General features: G+C 69.6%; 19 protein-coding genes. 9 read left to right on the forward strand and 10 right to left on the reverse strand.

The features are described 5' to 3' along the window. Window positions 1-84: 84 nt before the first annotated feature. Genes MWU75_RS07815 through fabG form a run of 3 tightly spaced genes read left to right on the forward strand, consistent with a single transcriptional unit; the run spans window position 85 to window position 2,553 of the window. A complete protein-coding gene (locus MWU75_RS07815; protein WP_247089425.1) occupies window positions 85-948 on the forward strand; it encodes an acyl-CoA thioesterase domain-containing protein in 864 nt (287 codons plus the stop codon). 39 nt (window positions 949-987) lie between these two features. Continuing rightward, complete coding sequence (locus MWU75_RS07820) at window positions 988-1,755, forward strand: SDR family oxidoreductase (protein WP_247089427.1); 768 nt, start codon at window positions 988-990, stop codon at window positions 1,753-1,755. A gap of 39 nt (window positions 1,756-1,794) precedes the next feature. Beyond that, entirely contained in the window at window positions 1,795-2,553 is a 759-nt protein-coding gene (gene fabG / locus MWU75_RS07825) for a 3-oxoacyl-ACP reductase FabG (RefSeq protein WP_247089429.1), read from the forward strand. On the opposite strand, the gene MWU75_RS07830 is transcribed toward fabG, so the two are convergent. The 3 genes from MWU75_RS07830 to MWU75_RS07840 are packed head-to-tail and all read right to left on the reverse strand — an operon-like array spanning window position 2,554 to window position 5,201. Continuing rightward, a complete protein-coding gene (locus MWU75_RS07830) occupies window positions 2,554-3,669 on the reverse strand; it encodes an alcohol dehydrogenase catalytic domain-containing protein (protein WP_247089431.1) in 1,116 nt (371 codons plus the stop codon). Beyond that, window positions 3,666-4,142 (reverse strand): thioesterase family protein, encoded by a 477-nt coding sequence (locus MWU75_RS07835; RefSeq protein ID WP_247089433.1) that lies wholly within the window; start codon window positions 4,140-4,142, stop codon window positions 3,666-3,668. Before MWU75_RS07835 ends, MWU75_RS07830 begins: the two co-directional genes overlap by 4 nt. Before the next feature lie 36 nt (window positions 4,143-4,178). Further along, window positions 4,179-5,201: a S66 peptidase family protein gene (locus tag MWU75_RS07840; protein WP_247089435.1), complete on the reverse strand. Its 1,023-nt coding sequence runs from the start codon at window positions 5,199-5,201 to the stop codon at window positions 4,179-4,181. Window positions 5,202-5,290: 89 nt separating this feature from the next. Between MWU75_RS07840 and MWU75_RS07845 the strand changes: the two genes are divergently transcribed. Next, the gene (locus MWU75_RS07845) at window positions 5,291-5,935 is read left to right on the forward strand and encodes a GPP34 family phosphoprotein (protein ID WP_247089437.1); all 645 of its coding nucleotides are present in this window, start codon (window positions 5,291-5,293) and stop codon (window positions 5,933-5,935) included. An 18-nt stretch (window positions 5,936-5,953) separates the two neighbouring features. Here MWU75_RS07845 and MWU75_RS07850 read toward each other — a convergent pair whose 3' ends face one another. The 5 genes from MWU75_RS07850 to MWU75_RS07870 form a co-directional block, all read right to left on the reverse strand. Then, on the reverse strand, window positions 5,954-7,216 hold the full coding sequence (locus MWU75_RS07850; RefSeq protein WP_247089439.1) for a TRAP transporter large permease: 1,263 nt from the start codon (window positions 7,214-7,216) through the stop codon (window positions 5,954-5,956). 1 nt (window position 7,217) lies between these two features. After that, complete coding sequence (locus tag MWU75_RS07855) at window positions 7,218-7,769, reverse strand: TRAP transporter small permease (protein ID WP_247089441.1); 552 nt, start codon at window positions 7,767-7,769, stop codon at window positions 7,218-7,220. A gap of 85 nt (window positions 7,770-7,854) precedes the next feature. Next, on the reverse strand, window positions 7,855-8,883 hold the full coding sequence (locus MWU75_RS07860; RefSeq protein WP_247089443.1) for a DctP family TRAP transporter solute-binding subunit: 1,029 nt from the start codon (window positions 8,881-8,883) through the stop codon (window positions 7,855-7,857). A gap of 65 nt (window positions 8,884-8,948) precedes the next feature. Next, window positions 8,949-10,739 (reverse strand): thiamine pyrophosphate-binding protein, encoded by a 1,791-nt coding sequence (locus MWU75_RS07865; RefSeq protein ID WP_247089445.1) that lies wholly within the window; start codon window positions 10,737-10,739, stop codon window positions 8,949-8,951. Then, on the reverse strand, window positions 10,736-12,232 hold the full coding sequence (locus MWU75_RS07870; protein WP_247089447.1) for an aldehyde dehydrogenase family protein: 1,497 nt from the start codon (window positions 12,230-12,232) through the stop codon (window positions 10,736-10,738). Before MWU75_RS07870 ends, MWU75_RS07865 begins: the two co-directional genes overlap by 4 nt. 129 nt (window positions 12,233-12,361) lie before the next feature. Between MWU75_RS07870 and MWU75_RS07875 the strand changes: the two genes are divergently transcribed. The 4 genes from MWU75_RS07875 (at window position 12,362) to MWU75_RS07890 (ending at window position 18,270) form a co-directional block, all read left to right on the forward strand. Next, on the forward strand, window positions 12,362-13,195 hold the full coding sequence (locus MWU75_RS07875) for an IclR family transcriptional regulator (protein WP_247089449.1): 834 nt from the start codon (window positions 12,362-12,364) through the stop codon (window positions 13,193-13,195). A gap of 80 nt (window positions 13,196-13,275) precedes the next feature. Further along, window positions 13,276-14,499: a CoA transferase gene (locus MWU75_RS07880; protein WP_247089451.1), complete on the forward strand. Its 1,224-nt coding sequence runs from the start codon at window positions 13,276-13,278 to the stop codon at window positions 14,497-14,499. Continuing rightward, on the forward strand, window positions 14,496-15,308 hold the full coding sequence (locus MWU75_RS07885; RefSeq protein ID WP_247089453.1) for a citryl-CoA lyase: 813 nt from the start codon (window positions 14,496-14,498) through the stop codon (window positions 15,306-15,308). Before MWU75_RS07880 ends, MWU75_RS07885 begins: the two co-directional genes overlap by 4 nt. A 430-nt stretch (window positions 15,309-15,738) precedes the next feature. After that, window positions 15,739-18,270: a PQQ-binding-like beta-propeller repeat protein gene (locus tag MWU75_RS07890; protein WP_247089454.1), complete on the forward strand. Its 2,532-nt coding sequence runs from the start codon at window positions 15,739-15,741 to the stop codon at window positions 18,268-18,270. A gap of 445 nt (window positions 18,271-18,715) precedes the next feature. Here the strand turns inward: MWU75_RS07890 and MWU75_RS07895 are convergent, their stop codons facing one another. Further along, entirely contained in the window at window positions 18,716-19,687 is a 972-nt protein-coding gene (locus MWU75_RS07895; protein ID WP_247089455.1) for a ThuA domain-containing protein, read from the reverse strand. A gap of 230 nt (window positions 19,688-19,917) precedes the next feature. Next, window positions 19,918-20,691, reverse strand: coding sequence for an SDR family oxidoreductase (locus MWU75_RS07900; protein ID WP_247089456.1), 774 nt, complete (start codon window positions 20,689-20,691; stop codon window positions 19,918-19,920). Window positions 20,692-20,824: 133 nt separating this feature from the next. Here MWU75_RS07900 and MWU75_RS07905 point away from each other — a divergent pair, with 133 nt between their 5' ends. Then, window positions 20,825-21,868: an alcohol dehydrogenase catalytic domain-containing protein gene (locus MWU75_RS07905; RefSeq protein WP_247089457.1), complete on the forward strand. Its 1,044-nt coding sequence runs from the start codon at window positions 20,825-20,827 to the stop codon at window positions 21,866-21,868. Window positions 21,869-21,871: the final 3 nt, after the last annotated feature.

Consider the following 21,871-nt stretch of genomic DNA (forward strand, 5'->3'; position numbering starts at 1 on the left):
GTCATCCGCTCTGAGTAGGCTGTCGCTGATTATGTGTATACATTAACGTATGCTCATGGCCCACGACAGTGAGGAAGGAGTGGGATGGACGTCTCGACGGTGGTCCAGGACCTCCGGCTCGACCAGGCCGGCCCCGACGCCTTCCGGGGCCACGCGCCCCGGCCGCACCCGGTGAGCACCCGGGTGTTCGGCGGCCAGGTCCTGGCGCAGGCGCTGCTGGCAGCGGGCCGGACCCTTCCTGAAGGACGACTGCCGCAGAGCCTGCACGCCTACTTCATTCGACCGGGCGACTTCACCCGGCCGCTTGACTTCTCGGTCGTCCGGCACCGGGACGGCGGTGCCCTGTCAGCGCGCAGCGTCGTGGTGTCCCAGGAGGGCGAGACGATCCTCGAGCTCATGATGACCGGCGGGCCCGGTTGGCCGGAGACCACCAGTCACGATCCGATGCCGCAGGCCCCCGGGCCGGAGGGACTCTCCCCCGTCCAGGAGCAGCTCGCCCCGTACGCCGACGAGTGGGAAGGCTGGTTCGTGCGCCCCCGTCCTTTCGACCTGCACTACCCCGGCATCCCCCCGCGCCTGGCCGCCGACGGCGGGCAGGACCCAGGTCCCCGTAGCCAGGTCTGGGTGCGGGCCCGCGGTGACGTCCCGGACGACCCGCTGATGCAGCGCTGCCTGCTCGCCTACGCCAGCGACCAGACGATCCTCGACCCGGTCCTGACCGCGCGGTGGGGCACCGTCATGCCGGGGGCCCAGAACGTGGCGTCGCTGGATCACTCCATGTGGTTCCACGCCGAGCCCGACGTCTCGGAGTGGCTGCTCTTCGACCAGTTCTCCTCGGCCGGGACGGCGCGGACCGGTCTGGCCCGCGGGCACGTCTACCGACAGGACGGCCGCCTCGTCTGCACCGTGACCCAGGAAGGTCTCATCAGGAGCAGCGCCCTGCGATAGCGCTCCCGGCCCACGGGCGCGCGGAAGAAAGAGGTGGAGATGGTCAGCGACGACATGGCACGGGTAGCCGTGGTCACCGGATCGAGCACGGGGATCGGAGCGGCGATCGCGAAACGACTGTCCCGGGAGGGCTTCGCCGTCGCGGTCGTCGCCCGGGCCGAGGAGCGCACCAGCGCGACGGTCGGGTGGATCCGGGACAACGGTGGCACCGCTCACGGCTTCGCCGCCGATCTGTCCAGGCCGGAGGAGATCGAGGACCTGTTCACGCAGTTCGACGCGCGGTTCGAGCGGCTCGACGCACTGGTCAACAACGCCGGCATGGCCTCCATAGCCGACTCGACCTCGGTGCCGTTGCGGCACTGGAACCGAGTGCTGACCCTGAACCTGACCGCCCCGTTCGTGGCCGCCCAGTGCGCCCATCCCCGGATGACCCGCCACGGGGGCGGCGTCATCGTCAACATCGGCTCCGTCTACTCAGGGATGTCCGTAAGTCGACGTGCGGCCTATGTCACCAGCAAGCACGGCCTCATCGGTCTGACCAAGACCCTCGCCACCGAGTGGGCCCCCGACGGGGTGCGCGTGGTGGCCGTCGCCCCCGGCTACACCGAGACCGACCACGTCCGCGTCGCCATGGAGGACGGTGGCTTCGACGCGGCCGCGGTGGTCCGCCGGACACCGATGGGGCGCCTGGCCCACGTCGACGAGGTCGCCGACGCCGTCTCGTTCGTGTGCTCCGAGCGCGCGAGCTTCGTCACCGGCAGCACCCTCTATGTCGACGGGGGCTGGACAGGCTACGGCGGCGTCTGACCCGAGAACCGAGCAGAACCACACCCAAAGGAGAGGGACATGGTACAGACAGAGCGGGTCGCGATCGTGACCGGAGCCGCACGCGGTATCGGCGCGGCCGTGGCCGGGCGCCTGGCCCGGAACGGCGTCGCGGTGGCCGCGCTGGACCGCGACGGCGACGGCGCGGCCGCCGTGGCCGCGGAGATTTCGTCCGCGGGCGGCACGGCCCTCGGCGTCCACGTCGACGTCGCGGACGAGACCTCGGTGCAGGGCGCCGTCTCCCGGGTCGTCGAGGAGTTGGGCAACCCGACGATCCTGGTCAACAACGCCGGCGTCCTGCGGGACAACCTGCTGTTCCGGATGAGCCTCGAGGACTGGGAGACCGTCATGGCGGTCCACCTCCGCGGTAGCTTCCTGATGACCCGCGCGGTGCAGGAGCACATGGTGGCAGCGACGTGGGGACGGGTCATCTCGCTGTCGTCGACCTCTGCCCTTGGCAACCGCGGCCAGTCGAACTACGCGACCGCCAAGGCGGGGCTGCAGGGTCTGACCAAGACCCTGGCGCTGGAGCTGGGCAAGTTCGGCGTCACCGCCAACGCGATCGCGCCTGGCTTCATCCAGACCGACATGACGCGCGCCACGGCCCAGCGGCTGGGCCTAGAGTTCGAGGAGTTCATCGCCGCCTCCCAGGCTCAGATCCCGGTCGGCCGGGTCGGCCAGCCCGAGGACGTGGCCGCCCTGGCCGCCTTCCTGGCCAGCGAGGAGGCCGGTTTCATCTCCGGCCAGGTCATCTACGTCGCCGGTGGCCCGGTGGACTGACTAGCCGTCCGCCGGGAAGAGCATCACCTGGCGCACGGCCTTCCCGTCGGCCAGCGCGTCCATCGCGCTGTTGAGGTCCTCGAGCCCGATCACCGAGGAGATCAGTTCCTGCACCGGCAACCGGCCGCGCCGCCACAGGTCGATGAAGACGGGGATGTCTCGCTCGGGCACCGCCGAGCCGAGATAGCTGCCGATGATGGTCCGCCCCTCGGCCACCAGGCCCAGCGGGGAGATCGAGGAGCGAGCCTCGGGCGACGGCAGACCCACGGTCACGGTCACCCCACCCGGAGCCGTGGCCGCGACGGCCGCCTCGAAGGCCCTGGCCGAGCCCGCGGCCTCGATCACCACGTCGGCCCGCGTGCCCGCCTCAGCGAACTCGGCGGGGGTGAACACCTGGTCGGCTCCCAGCCGGGTCGCGGTGTCGAGCTTGTCGCGGAGCCCGTCGACCCCGATGACCGTGCATCCCTCGAGCCCGACGGCGGTGATCAGCGCCGCCATCCCGACCCCGCCGAGCCCGACCACGGCGACGGTCTGGCCCGACTCAGGGCGTGCGGCGTTGATGAGCGCCCCGCCGCCGGTGAGGACCGCGCAGCCAAGGACCGCCGCCACCTCCGGCGGCACGTCATCGTCCACCGGGACCACGGACCGGCGGTCGACGACACAGTGCGTCGCGAAGCCGGAGACACCGAGGTGATGCTTAATCTCCTCGCCCGCTCGTGAGAGCCGGCCACCGCCCGCCAGGAGCTCGCCGGCGTTGTTCGAGGTGCTCCCCGCCACGCAGGGGACCCGCCCACCGGTCTGGCAGGGCGCACAATCGCCGCAGCGGGGTAGGAAGGTCATGATGACCCGCTGGCCTGGCCCGATGTCCGAAACGTCCGCGCCGACTGCCTCCACGACACCCGAGGCCTCATGACCGAGCAGCATCGGGACCGGTCGCACCCGGTTCCCGTCCACGACCGAGAGGTCGGAGTGGCACACGCCAGCGGCCTGGACCCGCACCAGGAGCTCGGAGTCACGCGGGGGAGCGAGATCCAGGTCCGACACCGTCATCGGTTGCGACTCGGCATACGGTCGCGGGCGCCCGATCTCCTCGAGCACCGCGCCTCTGATCCTCATGCCTGCTCCGTGCTCTGGGACGTGCCGTCCGTCGCGAGCAAGGTGGTCAGCGCTGCACGGATCTGGGGCGGGATCGGCACGCTCCGCCTGGCCTTCGCATCGACGTAGACATGCACCCACCGCCCCAGCGCTGCGAGCACCGGCTCGGTCTCGTCCCGGAACAGCCCCAAGGCATAGGTGACGCTGCTCGTCCCCAGCCGCTCCACGCGCAGGCCCACGATCACGGGATCCGGGAATCCCACCTCGGCCAGGAACCGGCACGACGACTCGGCCACGACGCCCTGGATCTGCGCATCCGCCGGCGAACCGCCGACGCGCTCGGCGAGCCAGCCGTTGATCACCGTGTCGAAGAGCTGGTAGTACACCGCGTTGTTGAGGTGTCCGTACATGTCGTTGTCCGCCCACCTGGTCGGCACCTGAGCGCGCACAGGGAAGCTGTCGAGTCGGTTGTCGGACGTGCCGTCAGCTGTCACGACCGAAACCCTAGCGAGGCAGTTCTCTGCGGGTGCCTACTTCCCCAGCTCCTGCACGATCGACCGCTCGTTGTCGGTCGCTGTCAGGTGCGCGAGAGCCCCGTTCACCAGCGGCAGGTAGGGCGGGACGTGCCCGCACTCCACGTCGAAGACGATCGGCACATCGAGGTCGCCGAGCGCGTCGAGCACCGCCTCACGCTGGGTGAACTCACCGGAGGCAGGCGCCTCCGTGCGCCCGATGAGGATCGCGTTCGCGTGCCCGAACCACCCCGCCAGCCGCAGCCCGTGCAAGCGGCGGCACACCTCCCACGCCGGCGCCTCGGCCGCCTCGAGATACACGATCAGCCCCTCCTCGGCATACTGCCGACCGAACCCCGGCACGTCACCGCACGGCGTCCCGGCGAGGTTGGCCACCGTCTCCAGGCAGCCACCGATCAGCCGTCCTGACACCTCCACCTCGTCGTCGTCCGCCACCTCCCAGGCGCCCCGCCCCTCCAGGGAGTATGTCGTGGGGCCGGGGTCCGCCTCCCAGTCGTCAAAGGCGCCGGTCCGGTAGACACCGCTCTGCTCCTGCCGGACCGGGCCCGTGGCCGAGGCCAGGTCGGTCCAGTGCGCGAGGCCCGGCGCCGCGGCATACGGGGTGTCCATCAGGTTGGCACCGTGCAGGCTTGCCCAGCCGGCGCGGACGGTCAGCGGCACCAGCAGCGTGCTCAGGTCGCTGAAGCCGACCAGCCAGGTCGGCTCGGCCTCCGCGATCAGGTCCCAGTCGAGGAGGTCGACCAGGTCGATGCCGGTCTCTCCGCCCCACGGCGGCACGACCGCCCGGATCCCCGGATCGGTCAGCATCCGCTGCAGCTCATCCGCCCGCTCCACCGCGGGGGCGCTCACGTGCGAGTCGTCGCCGTCCATGCACTCGCCGACGACCACGTCGTAGCCGCGGTCCCGCAGCCACCCGACGGCGAATTCCAGGCGCGGTCGCAGGGCGGCGGGCACGCCGCTGGACGGGCTGGTCACGCCGATACGGTCGCCGGGCTGCAGGGGTGCGGGGAAGCGGAGCATGCCAGCATTCAAGCGCACCGGCATATTCTCCTGCGGAACCGCTGCCTCGACCGGGCCGTCGCACGAGGACCTGACACGGGGAGGACACGATGACGCTGCTGCTGGCCGAGGAGCTGGTGCTGCTCTGCATGGATGACGAGGCCGGCCACTGCGAGGTGGCCTCGGACGACATGGCCCGCGGGGTGGCCCTCGCGCTCGTCTTCGAGCTGACGCTGAGCGGGGCACTCGCGGTCGAGGGCGAGAAGTTTGCTCTGCAGCGCACCACCGGCACGGGCGACCAGCTGCTGGATCTTGCCGCGCAGGGCGCGACCGCCCTGACGCCGGTGGCCGCCGTGGAGAAGCTGGCCGCCGAGGACCTACTCGAGGCGATCCTGACCCGCCTGGTCGCCCGAGGTGTGCTCAGGGACGCCGAGGTGTGGGCGCCTGGCGTGCACCTGCCCAAGGACCCGCACCCGGAGGCCGCCGTGCGGCAGCGGCTGCGCGAGGTGCTGGTCGAGGGGCGGGACGCCACCGATCATGACGCTGCGCTCGTCGCGCTGCTCCACCACCTGGACATCGTCGGGATGGCCGTGTCCGAGGAGCCCACCGACGTCACGGCCGCCCGCGCAGCCGAGGTCGCGTCCCGGTCCCGTCCGATGAGGAGTTACCAGGACGGGGCGCAGTCCCGAAAGTCCTGGTGGAACGGGATGGACCTGCTGGACCTCGTGGTCCAGGGGCTCAACATCTTCAACTGAACGGGTGGCCCGCCACCCTCACAGGCCGGGGAGCCAGATCAGGCTGGGGAAGAGCACGAGCAGGATCACCACGGTGATCAGCGGGATCATGAAGGGCATCAGTCCTCGGAAGACCTCCCGCACCGGGATCTTGGTGACTGAGCTCAGCACGAACGCCACCGGCCCCACCGGAGGTGTCAGCAGACCGATCATGAGGGTGAGGACCACGATCACACCGAAGTGGATCGGGTCGATGCCGAAGGACTTGGCCACGGGGAGCAGGATCGGCACGCTGAGGACCAGCGCCGACGTCGGCTCCATGATCGCCCCCAGGACGATCAGCAGTGCGACGGCCAGGAACAGGAAGACCGTCGGACTGTCCGTGAGGTCCGTCATCCACTGCGCGATGGTGCCCGGGACCCGCTCCTTGGCCAGGATCCACCCGAGCAGCGAGGTCGCGCCGATGATGATCATGATCGCCGCCGACGTCACGGCCGCGTTGCGCAGCACGGGCGCCAGGTCACGGATCGTCAGGGTGCGGTAGGCAAACCCGAGGATCAGCATGTAGACGCAGCCCACGGCTGCGGCCTCGGTCGGGGTGAACGCGCCGGTCAGGATGCCGCCGATCACCACGACGGGAGTCAGCAGCCCGGCGATGGCCCGTTTGCCGGTCTCCAGCACCGCCTGCCAGCGGAAGGCCCGTGTCTTCAGGAAGGTCTGTCGCCGACTCCACAACCACACACAGACCACCAGGCCGAAGGCGATCAGGAAGGCGGGCAGAACCGAGGCCGCGAACAGCGCACCGGTCGAGACACCCGCGACCGAGGCGAAGACCACCGCAGGGATGCTCGGCGGCATCACCGGCGAGATCAGGCTGGACGCGCCGGTGAGGCCGACGGCGAACCGAGTTGGGTAGCCCTCTCGCTGCATCGCGGGGACCTGGACCGTCCCGAGGCCGGCTGCGTCGGCCAGGGCGGATCCGCTCATCCAGGAGAAGCCGACGCTGGAGCCGATATTGACGTAGGCCAGACCACCCCGGACCCGCCCGAACAGGGCCAGGGCGAAGTCGAAGAGTCGGTCGGCGATGCCGGCGTGGTTGGCGATCACACCCAGCAGGACGAAGAGAGGGACGGCCAGCAGCGGCCAGCTGTCCACGCCGTTGATGGCCGTGCGCAGCCCCAGCTCCAGTGAGGATCCGGTGGCGACCAGATACACCACTGACGGTCCGAGGATCGCGAAGGCGACGGGCACCCGGAGCAGCAGCAGGGCCAGCACGGTGACGCCGAGCAGGATCATGGCCATCTCAGAGAACTCCTTCCGGGTACTGCCCCTCTAGCTGGCTCTCGACGTCGGCCTCGACCCCACGGCCAAAGGCCGCGAACCACGTGGCGGTCAGCGCGACGAGGATCAGCCCGGCGACCGGCCCGGCATACACGAGAACCAGTGGCACACCGGCGGCGGGCGACGAGCCGAGGAAGGGGGCGTTGAGCAGACCCCAGCCGGCCCAGACCAGACCCCAGCAGGACACCGCGATGAGAATGTCGGTGATGCGGGTCATGATGCGTTCACCGCGGGGGGTCAACCACTGCTCGATGACGTCCATCCCGAGGTGTCCGTTGGTCCGCAGCAGGTGTGCGGCCAGGACGAACGTGAGCCACACCATGGCGTACTTCGCGATCTCCCCGGTCCACACCCAGCTCGCGCCCCCGGCGATCCGCTGGACGACCTGGATCATGACGAGCACCAGGATCACGCCGAGACACACGGCACCCACCGCCTGCTCGGCGAGGTCGAGGATGCGCACGAGTCTGCGCGGGATACTCCTGGTGCCGGGTCCCTGGACGGGCGCGGTCATGCGTGACTCCTCACGGCAGTATGTCGGGCGGTGGCGTGACTCCGCCGCGGGAGGCCTCGTGTGACCCTCCCGCGGCGGGATGCTGTCAGGCCTGGTCGCGGATCGTCTGGTAGAGCTCGAGCTTGTCACCCTCGAGCTCGGTGGTGAAGAACTCCTCGGCCTTGGCGCGGAATGCGTCGACGTCCGGCTCGACGATCTCCATGGTGCCCTCGTCACCCCACTGCTGGACCAGCTCGTTCTCCGCATCCTCGATGCAGCCGCGGTTGGTGTCGCGGACCTCCTCGAAGGTTGACTGCAGCACCTCCTGCTGGTCCTCGTTGAGGGACTGCCACTTCTCCTCGTTGACCACGATCATGTGGATGCCGACCATGTGGCCGGTGAGGTTCAGGTGGGACTGGACCTCGGGGAGCGCCAGTGAGTCGATGGTCGGGATCGGGTTCTCCTGGCCGTCCACGACGCCCTGCTGCAGCGAGATGTAGACCTCCTCGAAGGCGACCGACGTCGGGGAGGCGCCCAGGGCCTCCGCGTTCTGCAGGAATTGCGGGGTGTCCGGGAAGCGCATCCGCAGACCCTCGAAGTCACTCGGCGTCGTGAGCGGCGTGTTCGAGGTGAAGTGGCGCATCCCGAAGTACCACGGCGTGAGGATCCGGGCTCCGCTTCCCTCGATGATCTGCTCGCCCAGCTCCGCGCCGGCCTCGGACTCGAAGAACCCGAATAGGTGGTCGGCATCGTCGAACGCGTAGGCGGCGTCGAGGATGCCGACGGGCTCGAACGTCTGGGAGATCTCGGACGGTCCCTGGATGTCGATGTCGATGTCCCCGGACACGACCGAGGCGAAGCGCTCGGCGTGCCCACCGAGGCTGGAGTCGGGGAAGATCTCGATCTCGAGCCCGACATCGGCCGACTCGACCTGCTCCTTGACCAGCTCGGCACCACAGGTCTGGTGCGGGTGGTTGGTGGCGTAGCTGTGCGCGAAGGAGAGGCTCACGGTCTCTCCGCCGGCATCGCCGCCGTCGGTCTGTGAGTTGTCGTCGCCGTCGCCGGAGCAGGCTGTCAGGGTCAGCGCCAGGATGCTGAGCCCGGCGATGCCGCGCAGGTGCGTGGAACACTTCATTGTGGTGCACTCCTCTTTCGGTGGGCGGTGGTGGCGGGGCTGGGAGTCAGCCACGCCCCTGCGGTTCAGGCGAAGTCGCCTCGGTAGATGTCCTTGATGTTCCAGTGGCCCGGGGTGGGCACCGGCTCGTTGACCATCGGCACGTCGATGACCGCCGGTCGGCGGTTCTCCAGTGCCTTCTGGAGGTGTTTCTGCAGGTCGTCCGGGTGCTCGACGCGGTAGCCGTCCAGGCCGCACGCGGCTCCCAGTGCGGCGAAGTCCGGCGAGTAGGGCTGGCCATCACGACCCGTGAAGTCACAGCCGTAGCTGCGGCCGTAGCTGGATGACTGCAGGTCGGAGATGGTGCCGTGGGAGGCGTTGTTCATCACTACGAAGATCACCGGCAACGCCTGCTCGGCCGCCGTCGGCAGGGCCGCGAGCTGCGCACTCAGCCCGCCGTCACCGATCAGCGCGACCACCGGACGGTCCGGCGAGGCGACCTGCACCCCGAGGGCGGCGGCAGGCCCGAAGCCCATCGTGGACGAGCCGCCGGGGGTGATGAAACGGCCCTCGGCGGGCAGCTCATAGCACTGGGCGATGCCGTTCTTGTTCCAGCCCACGTCCGTCACGAGCACGGTATTGGCGGGGACCGTCGCGCGTAGGTCGGCCAGGATGCGCTGGGGCCGCAGCGGCATCTGGTCCGAGTCGGCCGCACTGCTGATCCGGGAGAACACCTCGGCCCGGCTGGTGGCGATCTGCTCACGTAGCTCCGGGCGGTCCCGCCCCTCGGGCGCCACGTCGGTCAGGGCTGCGGCCACGGCCTGGAGCGCCTCCGTCGCGTCGCCCACGACCCCGAACTCCACGGGATAGTTGCGGCCGATCTCCGCCGGGTCGAGGTCGATCTGGATGAGCCGGCTCGGCGGGAAGGCCCAGGTCGACTCGCCGTCCCAGGAGCTGGCGTCGGTCTCGGCGAACCGGGTGCCCACCGCGAGGACCAGGTCCGCCTCCCGAGTGAGCCGGTTGGTCAGCTCCGCACCCCAGAAGCCCGGCATCCCTGCCACCAACGGATGGTTGTCGGCGATGGCGCCCTTGGCCATGAGGGAATGGACGATGGGGATGTCGAGGTGCTCTGCCACCGCGACAGCCGCCGCCCGGCCCTCGGGTGAGCCCACGCCGCCACCGATATAGAGCACCGGGGACTCGGCCTCGGCGAGCGCCTCGGCGATCCGGCGGCCGACCCCTTCGGCAAGGCCCTGTGCGGGCGGTCTCGGCGGCAGCACCGGCTGCTCGCCGCTGCCCTCACGGGAGAACATGTCCATCGGGACGCTCACCAGCGTCGCGCCCGGCCGGCCGGTGGTGGCGGTCCAGAAGGCCCGCTCGACAAAGCGGCCCAGATCCTCGACGCGGTGGACGGTCCACGCCCGCTTGACGAACGGGCGGTAGATGGCGGCCTGGTCCCCGTCGTTGTGGAGGTTGACCTCCTGGTGCGGGTGTCGCCCCCGGTAGTAGGAGGGGATGTCACCACTGATCACGACCAGCGGCACCGAGTCCATCGCGGCGCTGGCCACGCCGGTCACCGCGTTCATCATCCCGGGGCCGACGTGGGTCAGCACCACACCAGGCTTGCCGGACTCCCGGGCGTAGCCGTCGGCGGCGTGCGCCGCCGTCTGCTCGTGGCGGAAGGTGATGAACTCGATGGAGCTGTCGGCGAGCGCGTCCAGGAAGGCGATATTGGTGTGGCCGCACAGCCCGAAGATGTACTCCACCCCGTAGCCCTCGAGCTGGCGCACGAGCTGGTGGGCCGCGGTCGTCCCACCGGAGTGGGCGGAGTCGTCGGTCACGGACTGGGACGCGTTCTGGCTGAGGTCAACGGTCATGGGGTCTCCCGCTCGGTCCGATTCGGTGCGCTGCTGATCTCCGACTCGCTCCACAGGCTGATGCCACGAAGGTGGAGGGTGGAGGTGGTCATGAAGTCCTCGATCATGAAGGCGGGCGACTCACGGCCGATACCGGAGTCCTTGACCCCGCCGAAGGGGATGTGATCGAGGCGGTGATTGGACGGGCCGTTGATCACGAGCGCGCCGACCTCCAGGCGGCGCCACAGGTCGAAGATGGTGCCCACGTCGTGGGTGAACAGGCCGGCCTGCAACCCGTAGCGGCTGGCGTTGCACTCCTCGACGACCTGGTCGAGGTCGTCGTAGCCGAGGACGACGACTGCCGGGCCGAAGATCTCCTCCCGCACCACCTTGGCACTCGCCGGCGGCTTCAGGACCACGGCCGGGGTGACCGTCGCGTTGGACCGGACTCCCCCGGTGGGGACGGTGCCTCCCTCTGCCACCGCCTCCTCGACCCAGCTGGCGACCCGACTCGCGGCCTGGTCGTCCACCATGGAGCCGACCTCGGTGGCGGGATCCAGCGGATCCCCGACCACCAGGTTGTTGACGTGACCCGTGAAGGCCGTCACGAACTCGTCGAAGCGGGAGCTGTGCACATAGACCCGCTGCACCGAAATGCATGACTGACCCGAGTTGCTGTAGCCGGTGCGGGCGCACGCCGCCGCAGCCTTGGCGACGTCGGCGTCCGCATGAACGATCGTGGCCGCGTTGCCGCCCAGCTCGAGCACGGTCCGCTTCGGTCCGGCGGCGCGCGCCACGGCGGCACCCGCGGCTGCTGACCCGGTGAAGGCGACCGCGCCGATGCCCGGTGCCGCACACAGCTGGGCCCCGATGTCAGCACCGCCGTGCAGCAGCTGGATCGCCTCCGCCGGCACACCGGCCTCCAAGGCGATCTCGACCACGATTGCGGTCGAGGCAGGCGCCTGCGGCGGCGACTTGATGATCGTTGAGTTGCCGCCGGCGAAGGACGCGGCGAGCTTGTGCGCGAGCAGGTTGGCCGGTGCGTTGAACGGCGTGATCGCCAGGACCACGCCCACCGGCGTGCTGCGCGTCAGGACCGTGCTCCCGCGACCGAGCGGCCACCCCTCGGCCGGGAGCACGCTGCCCCCGAGGCGACGGGTCTCGGCAGCCGCGATCCGGAAGGTCGCCGCCACCCGCAGAGCCTCACCACGCCCGTCCCGCACCGGCTTGCCCAGTTCGAGCGCGAGGCGCTCGGCGATCTCGTCCGACCGCTGATCGGTGAGGTCCGCGGCGCGCTCCAGGATGTCGGCGCGGTCTGACGGCGACAGGGTCGCCACCGAGCCCCGGCCTGCGATCGCCGCTTTCACCGCCACCTCGACGAGAGCGGCGTCCGCCTGGGAAGCGATACTCACGACGTGGCGGTGGTAGGGGCCCTGCCGCTCGGCGGCCTCCGCGGTCTCCTGCCAGGCACCCTCGATGAAGCAGGGCACCGTGAAGGGCGTGTCACGGGACACGACCCCAGCCTGGTGGGAAACAGCCATGTGCATCCTCTCAATCCACTGCGCGGTATCTCTGGACCATTGTGCGGACCGATGCTAACGTAACCATTGCCAGCCGAATACGCAAGGGGTGAATCTGATCCGATGAGCGAGAACCCAGAGTCGGTCAATGCAGAGTCCGTCAATGAGAGCGTCGTCGATCTCGAGGTCGACGAACGTGCCACTCACCAGACGGTGCGCAGCGTCACCAGGGCGCTTGACATCATGGGACAGTTCACCGACGGCTCGACCCGGGCGCGCAGCATCGCCGACATCGTGGAGGCCAGTGGGCTAGCCAAGACCACCGTGATCCGGCTGCTCTACACGTTGGAGTCGGAGGGACTCCTGGCCTCCACGAGCCGCGGCTACATCCCCGGCCCCAGCCTGTGGCGCTGGGCCCGTGCCGCCAACCAGGCGTGGGAGCTGCCGCCGCAGGCCCGGGCAGTGATGAAGCAGCTCGTCGAGCGCGAGAAGGAGACCGTCAACCTCTTCATTCGTCGTGGCCGCACCCGGATCTGCGTCGCGCAGGAGGAGAGTCCGTTGCCGCTGCGCCACGTCGTGCACATCGGTGACCAGCTCCCCCTTGTCTCCGGCGCATCCTCCAAGGTGCTCCTGAGCCAGGTCAGCGCAGACAACGTGCAGCACGTGTATGTCGGGGCGCACGCCAGCGCACCGCCGCTGGACGTCCTGGTGGCCGACCTGGAGATGGTGCGGGCGCAGGGTTTCGCCGTCAGCCACGGCGAGCGTGAGGAAGGAATCTCCGCGGTCGGGGCTCCGGTCCGTGCCGAATCGGGCGAGGTCGTGGCCGCGCTGACCTACAGCGGCCCGACGCTGCGCTTCCCCGAGGAGCGCATCCCGGGGCTCGCCAACGCCCTCATGGCCGCGGCGGCCACCCTCAGCACGCTCGGCATCGACCATCCGCTGCGGTCGATCAACTAGCCACCTGCCCCACGTCCGGGGGCGGCCAGCGGCCGCCCCCGGCCACGCCCACCCGCAACCATCCCGGAGGTCCATCGCTCATGGCTCGCCCGCTGGACGGCATACGCGTCCTCGACCTGACCAACGTCCTCGCCGGACCGTACTGCACCTACCACCTGAGCCTGCTGGGCGCGGAGGTGGTGAAGGTCGAGCAGCCGCATCGTGGTGACCTGGCCCGGGCCCTGGGCGCCGACGCCGACCTGAACAGCCAAGGACTCGGCGCCTCCTTCCTCGCGCAGAACGCCGGCAAGAAGTCGGTGGAGCTGGACCTCAAGGACCCGGCCGACAAGAAACTCTTCCAGGACCTGGCCGCCCGCGCCGACGTCGTGGTCGAGAACTTCCGTCCGGGGGTGATGAAGCGACTTGGGTTGGGGGCCGACCAGCTCAGGGAGGTGAACCCGAGCCTGGTCTACTGCTCCGTCTCCGGGTTCGGCCAGGACGGGCCGCTCAGCCAGCGGCCGGCCTACGACCAGATCATCCAGGGGCTCTCGGGGATCATGAGCATCACCGGCACCCCAGAGACGGCACCCCTTCGGGTGGGTTTCCCGATCGCGGACTCGGTGGGCGGACTCATGGCCGCGCTGGCGATCTGCGGGTCGCTGGTGGCGCGCGACGCGGACGGGAAGCGAGTCGGCGCCACGCTCGACGTCTCGATGCTCGAGACCTCGCTGTCGGCCATGGGGTGGGCGGTCAGCAACTACCTCGGCGCGGGGGTCGAGCCCGGACCGATCGGCAACCAGAACTTCACCGCAGCACCCTCAGGCACCTTCGAGGCGGCGGACGGCCCGCTCAACATCGCGGCGAACCAGGAGCAGCAGTTCCTGTCCCTGTGCGAGGCGATCGGCCGCCCGGAACTGGTCCAGGACCCACGCTTCAGTCAGCGCGAGGCGCGCAAGGCACACCGCGATGAGCTGAACGCCGAGGTGAACGCCGGTCTGGCGAAGAGGACGGCGCTGGAGTGGGAGGAGCTCCTCAACGGGTTGGGAGTCCCGGCGGCACGCATCCTGAGCGTGCCCTCCGCCCTGGCCCTGCCACAACTGGCGGAGCGCGGCTTCCTGCACGAGCTCGAGTTCCCGGGCGACCCCGACCGGGCGCTCAAGGTGATGGGCAACGGCGTCCTCTTCGACGGCGAGAGCCTGGGTCCGCGGTCGCGCCCCCCACTGCTCGGCGAACACAACGAGAGCCTGCTGGCGTGGGCCGGCGCCGAGGGCGTCAACCCGGCGCCCGTGGTCGAGGCGGTCTCCTCAGGGGATGCGACCCGATGACCGCCATCGACCCGACCGGGCAGGTCGCGGACTGGTGGGCCACGGACATCAGCAACATCGCGCCCGGGGTGATCGAGCTGCGCGGCAACGCGATCGCCGAGCTGCTGCGTGAGCGGGGGTTCACCGAGGTCATCTGGTTGCTGACCTCCGGCGGCTTCCCAACACCCGGCCAGCGCCGACTCCTCGAGGCGGCGCTCGTCGCATCGGTCGACCACGGACCCCAGGCGCCGTCGATCGCCTCCGCCCGGATGGCGGCCACCTGTGGCGTCGGCCTCAACAACGCCATCGCGAACGGCGTGAACGTCCTCGGGGACGTCCACGGCGGTGCCGGCCAGCAGTGCGTCGAGCTGCTCAACGCGATCGTCGCCGAGGGCGCCGACAGCGAGGAGGCACTGCGTGCGGTGACACGTCGTGTGGTCACGCAGTGGCAGCAGGAGCGCTCCCGGTTCCTTCCCGGCTTCGGTCACCGTTTCCACCCGGTCGACCCGCGCCGGGAGCCCATCCTGGACCTGTTGCACGAGGCCCGGGCGGCAGGGGACATCGCCGGTCGGCACGTGGACGCGGGCCTGGCGGTCGAGGCCGTTCTCAACGAGGGCCGCTCCCGGCCGGTGCCGATCAACGTCGACGGGGTGACCGCGATGATCTACGGCGAGCTGGGCGTCCCGCCGGAGCTGGCCAGGGGACTGTTCGTGCTCGGCCGCTCCGTCGGCATCCTGGCGCACGCCTGGGAGCAGACCCAGCAGGGTGGTCGCATCAAGGGTCCGGTGCCGCCGAGCATCCTGCCGACCTACACCGGCGCCAGGGCCTGAGCCCGCGCGCCTAGCTCTTCCCCCTCCCGGTTCCCATCCGCGGGTTACCCCTGCGCCGACGCCAGTCATCGTCGGGCAACGGCTGCCACGGGACCGCGATGAGGTTGCCGGATCGCTCCTGGCCAATTCGTCCTGAGGTCTTGCCGCCTGTGCGCTCTGTCGTTATGGTCGAGTCACCAGTCGGTCCTAGTGGTCCGCTAGGTGGTCCAGTCGATCGGCCAGGGACACGAAAGACGGACACCCGCCCGTCGTTGCAACCGAAGGAGACACCGGCATGCTCGCACCTCTCACCAAGAGAGTGGCCGCTGCTGCACTGGGGACAGTGCTGGCAGCGTCGCTCGCAGCTCTTCCAGGGACTGGGGTAGCCGCCCCACCACCCACGGAGACCCCACCGGACGGACTGACCGCGGTGGACCCGACCTGGGCTGACATGCCCACCGTCGGTGGCAATCTGGGCAACCAGCACTACTCGGGCCTGACCCAGATCAAGAAGCAGAACCTCAAGAAGCTGGGCCCTGCCTGGCGGACACACCTCTCGGCCGTTGAGCCGGCCACCGACGACACCGGGCAGCAGACCACCCCCATCGTGATCGACGGGATCATCTACACCGACACGCCCAGCGGTGGCGTCATCGCCGTGGACGGCAAGACCGGGGAGGCCGAGTGGAAGTGGGAGCCCGAGAACTTCGGCACCTCCGGCACGCGTCGTGGCGTCTCCGCGGGCGAGGGGCTGGTCTACACCCTCGCCAGCGGCAACCGTGCCGTCGCCCTCGACCAGGACACCGGCGAGGAGGTGTGGGTCGTCACGGTTGAGGGCCCGAACGGAGAGGACCTCGGTCGCGTCGACCGCGTCGCCACGGTCTACCACGACGGGATCGTCTACGTCCACGCGGCCAACGGCAGTCGCGCTGCTGTTGTCGCGCTCGACTCCACCGACGGCTCCCACCTCTGGCACTTCTTCGGCGGCCCGAACCGGGGCACCATCTTCACCGACGTCAACGGCAACTCCGTCGACGCGGGCGCGACCTGGGGCCCGGTGCTGCCGGACGGCACGGACTGCGCCCTCGAGGGCGGTGCCACACCGTGGATGCACGGGGCGGTGGATCCCGACCTCGGCATGTACTACATGACTTTCGGCAACGCCCGGAGCTGCAACACCTCGCAGGACGGTTCACAGCGACCGGGTGACAACCTGTGGTCCAGCACCCTGGTCGCCGTCGACATGACCACCGGCGACTACAAGTGGCACTACCAGTCCATCCGCCATGACGTCTGGGACATGGACAACGTCCACCCGCCGACACTGGCTGACATCGAGGTCGATGGCCAGACACGCCAGGTCATCTTCTACGGCACCAAGTCCGGCCACCAGTTCGTGATCGACCGCACGAACGGCGAGTCAGTCCTCCCGGTGATCCAGAAGGAGATGATCACCGACTCGCGGCAGCACCATGCCGAGACCCAGCCGTTCCCCGAGAACAGGCTGCTGCCTGAGTGCCTCGTGTGGGAGAAGCTCGACCCCGACAACATCCCGGGCGACCCCTGGCGGGCCGTCCCGAACTACAACGGCTACCAGCCCGACGCAGAGGGCAACCTGGTCTTCAACCCCGACAGCTACGTCCAGGCGGACGAGCCGTTCCTTACCTACCCCGACGGCCAGGACCACCGTCAGGGCTGCATGTACGACCCCCAGTGGGATCTGCCGATCCTCTCCACCACAAGCCAGAACGGTGGAGGCGACTGGTCGAACCAGTCCTACAGCCACAGCACGAACATGGTCTACTTCCCCTACGGGACCAACCCCGTCGCGCACTGGAACGGTGCGTCGGCCAACGGTCAGCGCGCGATCGGTCAGTACCAGACGGGTGGCATCCTCGCCTATGACGCGTCCACGGGCGAGAAGACCTGGACCAACCACCTGGGCACCGACATGTCCCACGGCCAGGGTCCGATGACCACGGCCAGTGACCTGCTGTTCGTCGGTCAGATCGACGGCCGGCTGCTCGCGATGGACGCCACCAACGGTGAGGTCCTGTGGGAGTTCCAGACTGGATCGGGCATCTCGGCGGCGCCGATCACCTACGAGATCGACGGCGAGCAGTATGTCGCGGTGCTGGCTGCGGGATCCACCAACCCCTACGGCGGCACGGTCACTCAGGGAGACTCCCTGTGGGCGTTCAAGCTCGGCGGGGACTACACGACCGAGTCGGGCAGCCAGGAAGGCCCCAACACCGCTCCGCTGAGCATTCGACGGCCGGTGCAGGGTTCGGCGGTCGAGGGTTCTGAGGTTGACAACACAGTCCTCCTCGCACGCTCCAACCGGCTGGACTCGGCCGCCTCGCAGGACAGCACCTCACAGCGCGGGATGGACCCCACGCATCTGCGGGTGGAGGTCGGCAGCACCGTGACCTTCCTGAACCCGGGAGCGGAGACCTTCCCGAACTTCCCGAACGAGCTCGAGCACTGCGCGACGCAGTTCTTCGAGGGCGAGTTCAACGTCCGGCTGCAGCCGGGGGAGTCCTACCAGCACACGTTCGACCGGGCTGGGGACTACTTCTTCAACGACTGCACCGACCCTCGTCCGGTCGGCAAGATCGAGGTGTACCTGACGCCTGAGGACAGCCCGGGGTCCCTGAGCTTCCCGTCCTCGACCCTGCGCCTCGGGTCTGGCACGGGCCAGTTCACCGGAGTCCACGGGAAGGTGACCGCCTTCATGGATGTCCCGGCGGGCTACACCTACGACGGAGAGGCCCAGTTGCTGACCCCGCTGTCGCAGACGCCGGTCACCCCGACGAAGGCGCACCTGGCCGGCAAGCGGCTCCTCGTCCAGTTCGACAAGGCGGCGTTGGACAACAACATCCCGGAGGGCGACGACGTGGAGCTCACCCTCACCGCCAACTTCTTGCATGACGGTGAGCAGAAGCAACTGACTGCGACGACCGAGGTGACGGTCATCAAGTAGCAGGAGGGACCGGGCCTCACGTCTCCAGACAGGCATGTGAGGCGGAGTGCGTAGAAGTGGTGAGGGCGTCCACCCCGCAAGGGGTGGGCGCCCTCATCGCGTTGTCGCATCCCTGATCGCACGGTCTCGCATCACCACCTGCGTCCTCGCCACCCGCCGACAGCGGACCGGCACGGGTAGTGATCGACGGCGCCCACCGGCATACTGACGTGCACGCCGGCGACACCCACGCACCGGCACCGACACCAAAGCGCTGCACCGTGTCCCAAGGCCTGTGCCGACCCAGGCTCAGCCACGACCTCCCTGACGGGCCGACTGAGGGGTCGGGGTGCTCCATGAGGGTCAACGCCGGAGCGCGAACCGCCAGGAAGTTCGGGGGGCGCGGACACAACAAGGGCGGGACGCCGCATCACGCAGCGTCCCGCCCTTGTGGCTGGGAGAACGGTCAGGACTTGCAGAACTGCTTCATGCCGATGGCGCTGAGCACACCGTTCACGACGTGCTCCTGGAAGTGCTCCTGGCCCACGAAGTCGGCATCGGTCCACGTGGCCGGGTCGTGGCCGAGGGTGGTCAGCCAGGACCGTCCGCCGTCGTAGTAGTGGCACCAGCTGACCGGGTGGCTGTCTCCATGACCCGGGTGGCCGGTGTCACGGCCCGTGTCGCTGGTCTCGGCGTCGACCTTCGCGAGGAAGTTGACGTAGCTGGGGAAGGGCACGAGGTTGTACCACTCGTCCTTGTACTCCCACTCCTTCGGGAGGCCCTTGGTGGAGACGTCCTTCTTGTTGAGAACCTCGACCGTGCCCTCGCGGTTCGGGCCGTGGTCGTAGAAGTTCGCACCACCGAGCAGGCCCTCGTACCACGGCCAGTGGTACTCGGCACCGAACGCGTTGTGGATGCCGACGAAGCCACCGCCGCGCCGCACGAACTGCTTGAGCGAGGTCTGTGCGGTGTCGTCGTAGGCGTCCCGGTTCGCACTCAGAGCGATGAAGCCGTTGTAGCTGTTGAGCCGCGTGATCGCGGTGGGGTCTTCCGTCCAGTCGACCTGCACGCCCTCGGCCTCAAGCCACTCCTTGAGACTCGACTGGGCAACGTTGGTGTCGTTCAGCGGCGGGTTCATCCCCGGGTCGAGACGGTCACCCAGATGAGCGTGCCGCGGACCCGGCGTGTAGCTGTAGATGAGGACGCGTGCCGTCTCACCCTCTTCCCACCCGTTGCCCCAGTCGTTGTAGAGCTTGGGATCGGTTCCTCGATCGACGCCGTAGTCCGTGATGCCGTCCGTGTAGATGGCCTTCGTGACTCCGTTGGGCGAGCCATCGCCGGGCTTGCCGAGACCACCCGCAGCCAGCACCGTGCCGCCGGTTGCGCCCAGGGCCAGGGCAGCAAGGACGGCCGGGATCTTGAGTCCTCTGAACTTCATTGGTCACTCCTCGAATCCACCAGGTGGACCATTTAGTCCACTTGTCAGTCCGGACGCTAGCAGCGGTGCAGACACCTGGCAAGGGTCAATCTGCGAGATGTGTGCTCACCGGTTTGACGCCACGGGTTTCGACAACGAGGGCGCAGGCGGCCACCAGCACGTGCCGATGAGTCGGCCCGCACGTGAGGTCCCGTGGAGGGGACGGGTGCCTAGAACGGCAGGGCGGATGCCTAGAACGGCGGGGTGAACCGCCCGTCGATCGCGGTCCAGCCACCGTCGACCAGGAGCTGACTGCCGGTCACGAAGCTAGCGGCGTCGCTGGCCAGGTAGGCCACCGCCCCGACCAGCTCCTCGGGCCGTGCCCACCGACCGAGAGCCGACTTCTCGGCATACGCCCGGCCCCACGCCTCGTCGGCCCGGATCTGCTCGGTCAGCGGGGTCTCCACCACACCCGGCGCGACAGCGTTGACCCGCACCCCCTGCGGTCCCAGCTCGGCCGCCAGCGCGCGGAGGAGCTGCACCATGCCGGCCTTCGTCGCGGCATACACCCCTTGCCCGGGCTCGACCGCGAGCGCCCGGATCGAGCTCAGCGCGATGATCGACCCGCTCCCCCGCGCGGCCATCCCGGGCGCGATCGCCCGGACCGCGTTGAAGGTGCCGCGCAGGTTCAGCCCCACGACCCGGTCGAACTCCTCGGCCGAGTAGTCCAGCACCGGCTTCCGCACGTTGGTCGCCGCCGTCAGCACCAGCACGTCCACGTCACCCAGGTCGGCCGCCGCCCGGGTCAGGTCGTCGGGGTCCAACACGTCCGCGCGGCCCGAGGCGGCCGGGGAGTATGTCGAGGCGCGGGCCGCAGCAGCGGCTGCCACCTCCTCGTTCGCGTCCAGGCAGGTCACCCGAGCACCCTGGGCCGCCAGGCCCTCCACGAGCTCGGCCCCGATGCCGCCGCAGCCGATCACCACCGCATGCTTGCCGTCGAGCCGGAACATCGTGCTGTAGTCCATAGGGGGACCATAGTGCGCATCGGTGCGAGCGGATCGCCGGCGGTGCGAGGTCGGAGACCTGACACCGCAGGCGTGTTGCTCGCACCGAGCGCCAGCCATACTGTGCCGGGACTGCGGAGCGGAGGAGGTCACGGTGCGAGCTGTGCGGTTCGACGACTTCGGAGAGCGGCCCTACCTTGCCGAGGTCCCCGTACCTGAGGCGCCCACCGGCGGGGTCGTGGTCCGGGTGGAGGCCACCGGACTGTGCCGCTCGGACTGGCACGGCTGGGCGGGGCACGACAGCGACATCACCGTGTTGCCCCACACTCCCGGCCACGAGTTCGCGGGAGTGGTCCACGCGGTGGGTGCCGGGGTGGATCGGGTCCGGGTCGGGCAGCGGGTCACCTTCCCCTTCGCCCTGGGCTGCGGGGAGTGTGCAGTATGCCGTGCGGGCGCCTCCCACGTCTGCCCTCGGCAGTGGCAGCCGGGGGTCAACGGGCCGGGGTCGTTCGCCGAGTTCGTCGCCCTGCCCGTGGCCGACTTCAACGTGGTGCCGCTGCCGGACGCGATCAGCTTCGCCGTGGCGGCGGGGCTGGGGTGCCGGTTCGCGACGGCCTATCGGGCGCTGGTCGACGTGGGGCGGGTCCAGGCCCGGGAGACGGTGGCGGTGTTCGGGTGCGGCGGCGTGGGGCTGGCCGCGGTGATGGTCGCCCGGTCGCGGGGCGCCCGGGTCATCGCCGTCGACGTGAACCGCGACGCTCTCGACCTGGCCGCTGAGGTGGGCGCCGGCACGGTCGTGGATCCCGCCGACGGAGACGTGGTCGAGCAGGTCCGGGACGCGACCGACGGCGGCGCGGACGTCGCTGTCGACGCGCTCGGCAGCCTCGCGACCGCACGGGCGGCTACCGAGAGCCTGAGGATTCGCGGTCGCCACGTGCAGGTCGGGCTGCTGCCGCCCGCCGTGGTCGACGGTCGGGCCACGGTGCCGATGCACACCGTGATCGCCCGGGAGCTGCAGGTGCTGGGCAGCCACGGGATGCCGGCGCGGGACTACCCTCGGATGCTGGACGACATCGCCGCACGCCGGCTGGCGCCCGAGAAGCTCCTCGGCCGGAGGATCGGACTGTCCGACGCATCGGCGGCACTGGTCGCCATGGGCGACGCGACGGCTCCGGGCGTCACGATCATCGAGCCGTGACCG

This window comes from Ornithinimicrobium sp. F0845 (assembly GCF_023015765.1).
GTDB lineage: Bacteria > Actinomycetota > Actinomycetes > Actinomycetales > Dermatophilaceae > Ornithinicoccus.

Bases quoted from the DNA above. Each gene is read 5' to 3' on its own strand.
- MWU75_RS07875 (WP_247089449.1), top strand. From the start codon at position 12,362: ATGAGCGAGAACCCAGAGTCGGTCAATGCAGAGTCCGTCAATGAGAGC.
- MWU75_RS07830 (WP_247089431.1), bottom strand. From the start codon at position 3,669: ATGAGGATCAGAGGCGCGGTGCTCGAGGAGATCGGGCGCCCGCGACCG.
- MWU75_RS07895 (WP_247089455.1), bottom strand. From the start codon at position 19,687: ATGAAGTTCAGAGGACTCAAGATCCCGGCCGTCCTTGCTGCCCTGGCC.
- MWU75_RS07900 (WP_247089456.1), bottom strand. From the start codon at position 20,691: ATGGACTACAGCACGATGTTCCGGCTCGACGGCAAGCATGCGGTGGTG.
- MWU75_RS07815 (WP_247089425.1), top strand. From the start codon at position 85: ATGGACGTCTCGACGGTGGTCCAGGACCTCCGGCTCGACCAGGCCGGC.
- MWU75_RS07890 (WP_247089454.1), top strand. From the start codon at position 15,739: ATGCCCACCGTCGGTGGCAATCTGGGCAACCAGCACTACTCGGGCCTG.
- MWU75_RS07840 (WP_247089435.1), bottom strand. From the start codon at position 5,201: ATGCTCCGCTTCCCCGCACCCCTGCAGCCCGGCGACCGTATCGGCGTG.
- MWU75_RS07885 (WP_247089453.1), top strand. From the start codon at position 14,496: ATGACCGCCATCGACCCGACCGGGCAGGTCGCGGACTGGTGGGCCACG.
- MWU75_RS07855 (WP_247089441.1), bottom strand. From the start codon at position 7,769: ATGACCGCGCCCGTCCAGGGACCCGGCACCAGGAGTATCCCGCGCAGA.
- MWU75_RS07860 (WP_247089443.1), bottom strand. From the start codon at position 8,883: ATGAAGTGTTCCACGCACCTGCGCGGCATCGCCGGGCTCAGCATCCTG.
- MWU75_RS07850 (WP_247089439.1), bottom strand. From the start codon at position 7,216: ATGGCCATGATCCTGCTCGGCGTCACCGTGCTGGCCCTGCTGCTGCTC.
- MWU75_RS07845 (WP_247089437.1), top strand. From the start codon at position 5,291: ATGACGCTGCTGCTGGCCGAGGAGCTGGTGCTGCTCTGCATGGATGAC.
- MWU75_RS07880 (WP_247089451.1), top strand. From the start codon at position 13,276: ATGGCTCGCCCGCTGGACGGCATACGCGTCCTCGACCTGACCAACGTC.
- MWU75_RS07865 (WP_247089445.1), bottom strand. From the start codon at position 10,739: ATGACCGTTGACCTCAGCCAGAACGCGTCCCAGTCCGTGACCGACGAC.
- MWU75_RS07820 (WP_247089427.1), top strand. From the start codon at position 988: ATGGTCAGCGACGACATGGCACGGGTAGCCGTGGTCACCGGATCGAGC.
- fabG (WP_247089429.1), top strand. From the start codon at position 1,795: ATGGTACAGACAGAGCGGGTCGCGATCGTGACCGGAGCCGCACGCGGT.